Source organism: Candidatus Enterococcus murrayae (assembly GCF_017315985.1).
Lineage (GTDB): Bacteria > Bacillota > Bacilli > Lactobacillales > Enterococcaceae > Enterococcus_A > Enterococcus_A murrayae.
The window spans coordinates 1-9,230 of record NZ_JAFLVR010000082.1 but is presented as its reverse complement, the minus strand read 5'-3'; the positions used below and the strand labels follow the sequence as shown (position 1 = coordinate 9,230).

The following is a 9,230-nucleotide window of genomic DNA, read 5'->3' as shown; positions in this document are numbered from 1 at the left end:
ACGGTATTTTTGGTGTCTTCTTCAGTGATTCACCACACAAAATCTCTTAATTGACATGCCGGGTATTATTTTAATCTCTTGCTATTCCGTTCTGGCAGCCGCGAATTCATGAAAGAATAGGGATAATTTATGTAAGTAAAAATGAAATTTTCTGATAAAACTTCAAATTACAGTGAAATTAATTTAGGATTAGTCTTTTATCATTTAGAGACATCTGTTATAATTGTCATCACATCTTAAAGAAGGATACTCGTGCTTCTCTTCGTTGTTTCTTACATTAATAGAGACGCAAACGATTAAGGAAAGAGTATGTGACTGGCGGATGGGAATCATTTTTTTAATGAATTCCATAAATATGAAAAAGGAGAGAATAAGTATGACGATTTATAATTTTTCTGCAGGTCCCGCAGTACTACCAAAAGCTGTATTGGAGATCGCACAGTCCGAGATGCTTGATTACAAAAATAGCGGTATGTCAGTGATGGAGCTGAGTCATCGTTCCTCCTTGTTTGAAGAAATCATCCAATCGGCTGAGTCACTATTGAGAGAGCTGATGGCGATTCCTGACAACTATAAAGTGTTGTTCCTGCAAGGCGGTGCGAGCCTGCAATTTACAATGGTCCCTTTGAATTTAGCACAAGGGAAAAAGGCATTATACGTCAACACGGGTTCATGGTCTAAAAAAGCCATTAGTGCTGCGAAGGCCTTGGATACTGTCGAAGTTGAAGTGATTGCCTCTAGTGAAGATAAGAATTTTACCTATATACCTGAAATGCCGGAAGCTGTTGATCAAAATGCAGCGTACGTGCATATTACCACCAATAATACGATCGAAGGAACTGCTTTTGCGAAGATCCCTTCATTCGGCGACGTGCCAGTCGTTGCGGACATGTCTTCAAATATTTTAGCCAATGAGTATAAAGTAGAAGATTTCGGAGTGATCTATGCGGGGGCGCAGAAAAATATCGGCCCTGCCGGACTTACAGTCGTGATCATTCGTGAAGATTTGCTCAATCAAGAAGCAGGCTTCGCGCCGATGCTGGATTATGCATTGCAGGCGAAAAACGATTCTCTATATAATACACCGCCTACCTACAGCATCTATATTGCAAAATTAGTCTTTGAATGGGTGAAGGCTCAAGGCGGAGTCGCTGGGATTACTGAAAAGGATCAGAAGAAAGCCCAGCTTTTATATGACGCGATCGAAAATTCAAGCTTGTTTACAAGCCCAGTAGAAAAAGCGAGCCGTTCAATTACGAATATTCCATTTGTCACAGGGGATGAAGCTTTAGACAAAGCCTTCAATCAAGCGGCTTTAGCTGAAGGATTCGAAAATCTGAAGGGGCACCGTTCCGTTGGCGGAATGCGAGCGAGTCTTTACAATGCCTTCCCGCTTGAGGGTGTCGAAGCATTGGTAGCGTTTATGGCGAAGTTTGAAAAGGAAAATGGAGGGAATTAAATGTTTCAGATTAAAACATTCAACGCGATCGCTCCTGAAGGTATGACGCGTTTTGATAAAGAAAATTACCGGATCAATGAAAGCGAAGAGCCGGATGGTATTATTTTACGCAGTCAAAAGCTGCATGATTATGACTTTCCTAAAACGGTTTTAGGTGTTGCCCGAGCTGGGGCAGGAACGAACAATATTCCGGTTAAGGAATGCACGGAAAAAGGGATTGTAGTCTTCAATACACCAGGGGCCAATGCCAATGCAGTAAAAGAGTTAGTAGTAGCGAGTCTGCTGCTGTCTGTTCGTCCAATGGTTCAAGGAATCAGCTGGGTGCAGACTTTAGAGGGAAATAACGTCGATGAACAGGCAGAGGCGCAAAAATCGCAATTCGCCGGCACTGAATTAGAAGGTAAAAAGCTGGGCGTCATCGGATTAGGCTCGATCGGTGCGATGGTGGCCAACGATGCGTATCGTTTAGGAATGGAAGTTACGGGCTATGATCCATATGTTTCTGTTGATACGGCGTGGAGCATTTCTCGTCGGGTAAAACGGGCAAAGGATTTGAAGGAAGTATTGACGAATTGTGATTTCGTGACGATCCATGTGCCATTGACGGAGCACACGCATCATTTAATCAGTACAGAAGAATTGATGCAAATGAAGAAAACGGCCCACTTGCTGAATTTTGCCCGCGGTGAAATTGTGGATACCGATGCCGTTGTGAAGGCTGTGAATGAAGAACGGATCGCTGGCTTTACGACTGATTTTGCGGAAGAAAAATTACTGCGCAATGACAAAATCACGGTACTGCCGCATTTAGGCGCCTCAACAGAGGAAGCCGAAGTAAACTGCGCGAAGATGGCAGCCCGCGGCTTAAAACGCTTCTTGGAAACAGGGGTCATCAAGCGTTCAGTCAATTTCCCAAACGTAGAAATGGCCTTTGAATCGCCTTATCGTATCACGATCATCAATCGCAATGTACCGAATATGCTGGGGTTGATCGCATCAGAGATTGCTTCTCTAGATGTCAACATCGATAATATGGTCAATCGCGGAAAGGACGACCATGCCTATACATTGGTAGATGTTTCTGAGACCGATCCTGATAAAATCGCGGCGATCGTTGATCAGCTGAGCAAAAATGAAGGTATTGTCCGCGTTCGCGCGATCAAGCGGGATGAGGAGTGTGAATTTTAATGGTTCAAGTTTATCCATTTAAAGGAATTCGCCCAGCGGCGGAATTAGCTGACAAAGTGGCGGCCTTGCCCTACGATGTAGTTAATTCACAGGAAGCCAAGGACTTAGCGGCGGATAATCCTTATAGTTATTTTCATATCGATAAGGCGGAGATCGACCTGCCTGCGGAGCTTTCGCCCTACGATGAAACGGTCTATCAAAAAGCGGCGGATAATCTAGCTGCATTTTTAGAAAAAGGCTGGCTGTTTAAAGAATCAGATGCCTATTTCTATTTATACGAATTGGTGATGGACGGCCGTAGTCAAACAGGGATCGTGGCATGTACATCAATCAGCGATTACATCGATGAAAAAATCAAGAAGCACGAGTTTACTCGTCATGAAAAAGAAATCGATCGAATGAATCATATCCGTACCTGTGATGCTAATACGAGTCCAATATTCTTAAGCTATCGTCCACAGGCGGAGATTCAAATGATGATTAAAGCTTGGCAGAAGGACCACACGCCAGCTTATGATTTTACCAGCTATCATGATGTGACTCATCGTGTTTGGGTGATCGATCAAGCAGCAACGATCGAGAAACTGACGGCGTTATTTACAGAGGTCGATGCCTTGTATATTGCAGATGGTCATCATCGGACGGAATCAGCAGTCAAGATCGGTCTGGAAAAACGCGAAGCAGGGCAACAAAATCCTGAGACTGAGCAGTTCTTGTCCATCATCTTCCCAGAGGATGAGCTGGCGATTTGGGAATACAATCGTGTGCTGAAGTCAGCACCGCCGGCTGATTTCATGGAGCGCCTGGCAGAGAACTATCAAGTGACCAAAACAGGAATCAAAAAGCCTGAAAATGCCGGCGATTGCCAGTTATATGACGGCAGCGCGTGGTATACCTTGCGCATCAAACCAGAGAAGGTTCCTAATGATCCTGTGGAGAAATTAGATGTGGCACTCCTGCAAAAATATGTGCTGGAGGATATTTTCGGGATCGATGACATTCGGACCGATAAACGCATCGACTTTGTTGGTGGGATTCGCGGAACTGAAGAGCTGGAAAAACTAGTTGATTCAGGTGATTGGAAGCTGGCCTTTTCAATGTATCCGACTCAGATGACGGATCTATTGGATGTTGCGGATGCGAAGAAGATCATGCCGCCGAAATCAACCTGGTTTGAACCGAAGCTTTTAAGCGGCTTGTTCCTGCATGATTTAGAAACGAAATAAAGCAAAAACTCTCGAATTTTTTCGAGAGTTTTTTTGCTAATAAAAATAATATATTATTGACTATAATGTGTGACACACAGTATAATAAACGAGAAGAGGTGATCACGTGCCTGATAAGGATATTATACAGAGCTATATCACAGAATTAAAAAGAGGTAATTTGGTGTTGGCTGTATTAGGCAGCTTGACTACGCCTCATTACGGCTATGCCCTTTTGCAGACGCTGCAGGAGCGGGGGATGGATATTGAAGCGAACACCCTTTATCCATTGCTGCGGCGTTTGGAAAAGCAGGAGCTGCTGGTAAGTGATTGGGATACGACGGAGAGCAGGCCGCGGAAGTATTACTCAATCAGCGACACAGGAAAAGACGTTCGAACAAAATTATTTGAAGAGTGGAAGGACATGCAAAAAAGTTTAATTGGTATTTATACGGAGGAGTGACGAATGAAAAATTTAATCGAACGCTATATAGCTGCGGTGGTAGGGCAGTTGCCGGAAAATGAACGGGAAGAGGTTGCAAAGGAGCTGCGGAGCAATATCTATGATATGTTGTCGGAGCAGCCGAGTGATGCTGAGATCGAACAGGTTCTACACTCGATGGGGTCGCCAACGAAATTAGCGGAGCAGTATCGGCAAAATCCCCAGTATTTGATCTCTCCGCAGGTCTATGATGACTATCTTCGTCTGCTAAAACTACTGGTACCGATCATTGGAGTCATCACTCTTATTGTTGGTGCGGTTGCGGGCGGAATTGAGACCTTTCAGCAAAGCGGTACCGTAAGCAGCGTACTTCAAGTGATGATTCAAACGGGCATTCAAAGCGGGGTATCAGGGGTGATGCAGACGCTTGTTTGGACGACTATCGGTTTCGTGATCGCCGAGCGAACGGGACTGTTGAATCATAAAAAACGTGAAGAGTGGAAGCTGGAGGATTTGCCGTCGTTGACGACAGAAAAGCAGATTCCCATCTCTGACGCAGTGGCGGAAATTGTCGCTGTCTTGGTTTTCAATACTTTTTTAATCCTCGGTGCCTTGAGTGTGTTGCCTCAAGTTTTTTCCAAAACAGATCATGGATTCGTGAATGTTTCGCTATTCAGTGACAGCTTCACGAGATTCTTGATACCGGTGTTAATCATTGGAACGATCTTAACATTGATCGTTAGTGTCTTGAAGCTGATCGACCGACGTTGGAGTAATCGCGTGTGTTTTTGGTCGATCATTGACCACACTGTTTCTGCGGTCATGTGGGTGCTTTTATTGCTGCACAACAACATCTTTAGCCAGGAGCTAGTGGACTTAATGAAGGAACAGTCTTGGTCCAGCGGTGATGTGCTGCATTATATTTCAACAGGTGATACAGCCTCGATTCGCTTGTTCATCAGCTTGATCATTGTAGTTGTTGCTGCTATTCAAATCGGGATGGTGATCTATTATCACAGCAAAAGGAATCTGACGCAGAGATTTTTGAAGCAAAGTCAGGTTTAATAAAGGCTAGGCAATTAGACTCTCAAATTGAGGGTCTTTTTATTTGCTTCATTTCAAAATTATTGGATTTTAACTCTCAATTGGGCATCCTTTAATTTTGATAGAAAAGCAGGATAATAAAGGCTTTCTACAAATGCTCTATCAGAAAAGGGCTTAAAAGGAGGTTCGAATGTAGGAGACCAGGGACTTTCTTTCGATGAGAGCAGCAGTTCAAGCAATGAGACGATAGGCTGGCTAGTTCTTGTTAGCACTGGCGACCTAAGCATATTGCATGCCATTCAAAAACTCTCAGATCGAGAGTTTATTTTTGTCTAAATTTTAGCCTCTGGGGTATGCTAATATCGGAGGCATGGCAAATGAAGAAAGTAGCAAATTTTTTTAGCGAAAATAAATTACTCAGTATCTCACTGTTGTTAGCCGTTATCAGCTCATTGGTCGGTCGTTTCTCAACCGATTTTATTGATGATAAGGTGATCCTCAGCTTGTTTGGTTTGATGCTGTTGATTCAAGGATTTGAGCAGGTCGGTCTTTTGCGCTTCGTTGCTCAGAAATTAGTGCATTATTCAAAGAATACTCGGCAATTGGTTCAGCTGATGATTCTTTTGTCGTTAGTGGGCTCGATGTTTTTAACCAATGATGTAGCGATCTTGACGTTACTGCCGATCTATTTGAAGCTTTTATCGATTTTACCAAAATTCAAGGGACGCTTTTTAGGCAGCGTCTTGATTATTGTAGCGGCGAATCTGGGAAGTAGTTTCTTTCCATTTGGGAATCCGCAAAATTTATATCTCTATAACTACTACCACGTTCCGTTAGGGCAATTTCTATCCTGGATGACGCTAGTCCTATTGCTCAGCGTCATTTCGTTAGCTGTTTTGAGCCTTTTAGTCGCAAAGGATTCACTAGAGACGCTCAGTCTAGAGGCTAGTCAGATTGATCGCAGAGAGACCTTTTTACTGCTGGGCTTGATGCTCGTGATGATTTTGGTCGTTCTTGATGTTCTGCCTTATCTATGGGGCATTCCAGTGGTAGCACTGATTCTTCTGATTTATCGCCGCGAGCTATTCAAGAAAGTGGATTATGGGTTATTGCTGACCTTTGTTTGTTTCTTTATCATTGTAGGAAATATCGGTGAAGCTCAGTTTATCAGAACCTTTTTGCAAGCATTGAGTGGAAAACAAATCTACTTGGCTGGCTTAGGCTTGAGTCAAGTCATTTCAAATGTACCTGCGGCTTTTTTGATCGCACCGTTTACGGAAAATCAGCAGGCGGTTATTTTAGGGGTGAATATCGGTGGTCTGGGAACGCTAATAGCTTCGTTGGCTAATCTGATCGGCTACAATTTAATTCGTATTTATTATCCTGCAAAAACCAAAAAATTCCTTGGTTTGTTCAGCGCAGTCAATTTTGGCCTACTACTGTTTTTGGGGACCCTGTTCTATTTTTTCATCCATTAGAAAGCGCCAAGAATTCCTGAAAATAAGCTAAGTTTCTTATGGGAATTCATCCAAAAAGCATGAAACCGCTTTAAATCGTGTTAAGCTGATTTTGTAAGAAATGATTGAGGGGGATCTGCGATGAGAGATAAGACAAAATTAATTCATGGCTATCATGCCTTTGACGATGAGACTGGCGCTTCATCGATTCCGATTTATCAATGCTCGACCTTTAAACAAGCCTCCATCAAGGATGGACAAGCTTATACGTATTCACGCTTTGGCAATCCTACCAGAACAGCGCTGGAAGAAGCAGTCGCTGTGTTGGAAAATGGGAAATATGCAACTGCTTTTGCCTCTGGTATGGGAGCCATTTCGGCCGTTCTATTGAGTTTTAATCAGGGTGACCACTTGGTTATGTGCAAGAGTATTTATGGCGGAACGTTCCAACTAGTCAATGAGGTGATGAACCGCTTCGGTATCGAGGTTACATTTGTGGATGAGACCAAGCTTGAAGAGTGGGAGCATGCGATTCGGCCGAACACGCGGGGACTGTATTTAGAAACGCCGTCCAATCCGCTGCTTTCAGTAACAGACATCGCGGGAGTTGCAGCAATCGCGAAGGAGCATCATTTAGTGACGATGATTGATAATACGTTTATGACTCCACAATTTCAGAAGCCGTTGGCGCTGGGTGTGGATGTAGTGATTCACAGTGCGACTAAATTTATTAATGGTCATAGTGATGTTGTGGCAGGGCTAGTCGTTACCAATGATGAGGACTGGCACAATCAAATCAAGCTGCAGCAAAAGGTTTTAGGCGGAATCTTAGGCGTGGAAGATTGCTGGCTGACGATGCGCGGATTGAAAACGATGGGTTTGCGGATGGAACAAAGTGCCCGCAGCGCCGAGAAAATCAGTCACATGCTGGAAAACCATCCCGTTGTACAAAAAGTCCATTATCCAGGTTTACCAAGCCATCCTGGCTATGAGGTCCACAAACGTCAGGCAATTTCTGGCGGTGCGGTACTATCATTTGAATTGGCGAGTCAAGAAGCAGTATATACCTTTGCGGATGCCTTGCAAATACCGATTGCAGCAGTCAGCTTAGGAGGAGTGGAATCCATTTTATCCTATCCAGTGACCATGAGTCATGCCTGCGTACCAAAGGAAGAACGAGACAAGCAAGGTGTGACCGAGGGGCTGTTGCGCTTATCTGTAGGGATCGAGGACACAGAGGATTTGATCGCAGACCTAGAGCAAGCATTAGCCAAAGTCCAAATAGCTGTAAAGTAAACACATTGGGGATTCTCCCTAATGTGTTTTTCTGTATCGCAAGATTTTTTGAAAAATGAATACCTTAATAGAAGTGAGTTCGGTATAATGGTATCATCTCTTGGAGGAAGTGAAAGTCATGATTGAAAATCTTTTACGCCCAGAAGTCTTGCTTTCAAACGTGCTCGTTTGTTTAGCGACTTTTTTGATTACGCGGTGGGCGCTTAAACGAAAAGAAAGACCTCGGCGGCAAAAGGCTGCTGTTCAGGCTCCAAAACGAACAACAGATGGTCCGGCAATTTTGGAAGCCTCGCTGGCAACTCTGCAATCGTATAAAAATAATTTGAACAAGTATGGTTACCCCTACTTTCAGGAAACAACACCGATCGTCATCCAACAATTGAAGGCGGAAGCGAACAGCCTGATAACATCCGAGGCTAACCAGCCGATCCATGAGCTGCTGCAGAAAAACTATGAGAAATTAAGGACCTTTCAAGAGCAGGAAGTAGCGGATACGAAGAAATTGGAGCTGGAAGTTTTGAATCATGTCAATAAAACGATGATTACTTGGCGCAACTGGCTGAAAGAAAGCAGGTGATGGGGTGTCAAAAGCGACGGATACAGAAGTCTATCAACTGTTAGCAGAGATGCAGATTCCTTATGAACGAGTGGATCACAAGGCCGTCTTCACAGTGGCGGAGATTGATTTTGTGATCGATGGCAGTGATGTGAAAAATCTTTTGATGAAGAGTAAGAAGACGAGGAACTACTACTTTGTGATTTGTCCAGGGCAAAAACGACTGGATATCAAGGCGCTTGCCAAGGCAGTAGGCGAAAGTCAATTATCTTTTGCCTCGGAAGCGGAGCTTTTCGATTTGCTTGGCCTGGAGCGGGGATCGGTGACACCGTTAGCACTGCCCCATGACACGGAACATCAGATCACGCTAGTCATTGATGAAACGATTGATCAAACGAAAAAAATCGGGTTTCATCCCAACACAAATACAGCGACAGTGGTGATCGCTTTTAGTGACTTCAAACGATTTTTAGCAAATATAGCAATCGAACCAACCTACTTGGTGATTCCAGAAAAACAGCCCGAGGCCTAAGCCCCGAGCTGTTTTTTTGGTTTTTTATTAAAACTTGAATTGTCAAATCAA

General features: G+C 43.8%; 9 protein-coding genes. All 9 read left to right on the top strand.

Annotation, left to right across the window (positions count from 1 at the left end; all coding sequences use genetic code 11):
- Positions 1–376 precede the first annotated feature (376 nt).
- The 9 genes from serC (at position 377) to JZO85_RS22260 (ending at position 9,179) form a co-directional block, all read left to right on the top strand.
- Complete coding sequence (gene serC, locus JZO85_RS22300; RefSeq protein WP_207110719.1) at positions 377–1,459, top strand: 3-phosphoserine/phosphohydroxythreonine transaminase; 1,083 nt, start codon at positions 377–379, stop codon at positions 1,457–1,459.
- A complete protein-coding gene (locus tag JZO85_RS22295) occupies positions 1,460–2,647 on the top strand; it encodes a 3-phosphoglycerate dehydrogenase family protein (protein WP_207110718.1) in 1,188 nt (395 codons plus the stop codon).
- On the top strand, positions 2,647–3,873 hold the full coding sequence (locus JZO85_RS22290; protein ID WP_207110717.1) for a DUF1015 domain-containing protein: 1,227 nt from the start codon (positions 2,647–2,649) through the stop codon (positions 3,871–3,873). Before JZO85_RS22295 ends, JZO85_RS22290 begins: the two co-directional genes overlap by 1 nt.
- A gap of 106 nt (positions 3,874–3,979) precedes the next feature.
- Complete coding sequence (locus tag JZO85_RS22285) at positions 3,980–4,315, top strand: helix-turn-helix transcriptional regulator (RefSeq protein ID WP_207110716.1); 336 nt, start codon at positions 3,980–3,982, stop codon at positions 4,313–4,315.
- A 3-nt stretch (positions 4,316–4,318) separates the two neighbouring features.
- Positions 4,319–5,359 carry an HAAS signaling domain-containing protein gene (locus JZO85_RS22280; protein WP_207110715.1) on the top strand — a complete coding sequence of 347 codons (1,041 nt, stop codon included), beginning with the start codon at positions 4,319–4,321 and terminating at the stop codon, positions 5,357–5,359.
- 356 nt (positions 5,360–5,715) lie between these two features.
- Positions 5,716–6,816 (top strand): SLC13 family permease, encoded by a 1,101-nt coding sequence (locus tag JZO85_RS22275; RefSeq protein WP_207110714.1) that lies wholly within the window; start codon positions 5,716–5,718, stop codon positions 6,814–6,816.
- Positions 6,817–6,936: 120 nt separating this feature from the next.
- Entirely contained in the window at positions 6,937–8,091 is a 1,155-nt protein-coding gene (locus tag JZO85_RS22270) for a trans-sulfuration enzyme family protein (RefSeq protein WP_207110713.1), read from the top strand.
- Between the two features lie 118 nt (positions 8,092–8,209).
- A complete protein-coding gene (locus tag JZO85_RS22265; protein WP_207110712.1) occupies positions 8,210–8,668 on the top strand; it encodes a hypothetical protein in 459 nt (152 codons plus the stop codon).
- A gap of 4 nt (positions 8,669–8,672) precedes the next feature.
- The gene (locus JZO85_RS22260; RefSeq protein WP_207110711.1) at positions 8,673–9,179 is read left to right on the top strand and encodes a YbaK/EbsC family protein; all 507 of its coding nucleotides are present in this window, start codon (positions 8,673–8,675) and stop codon (positions 9,177–9,179) included.
- The last annotated feature ends 51 nt before the right edge of the window (positions 9,180–9,230 follow it).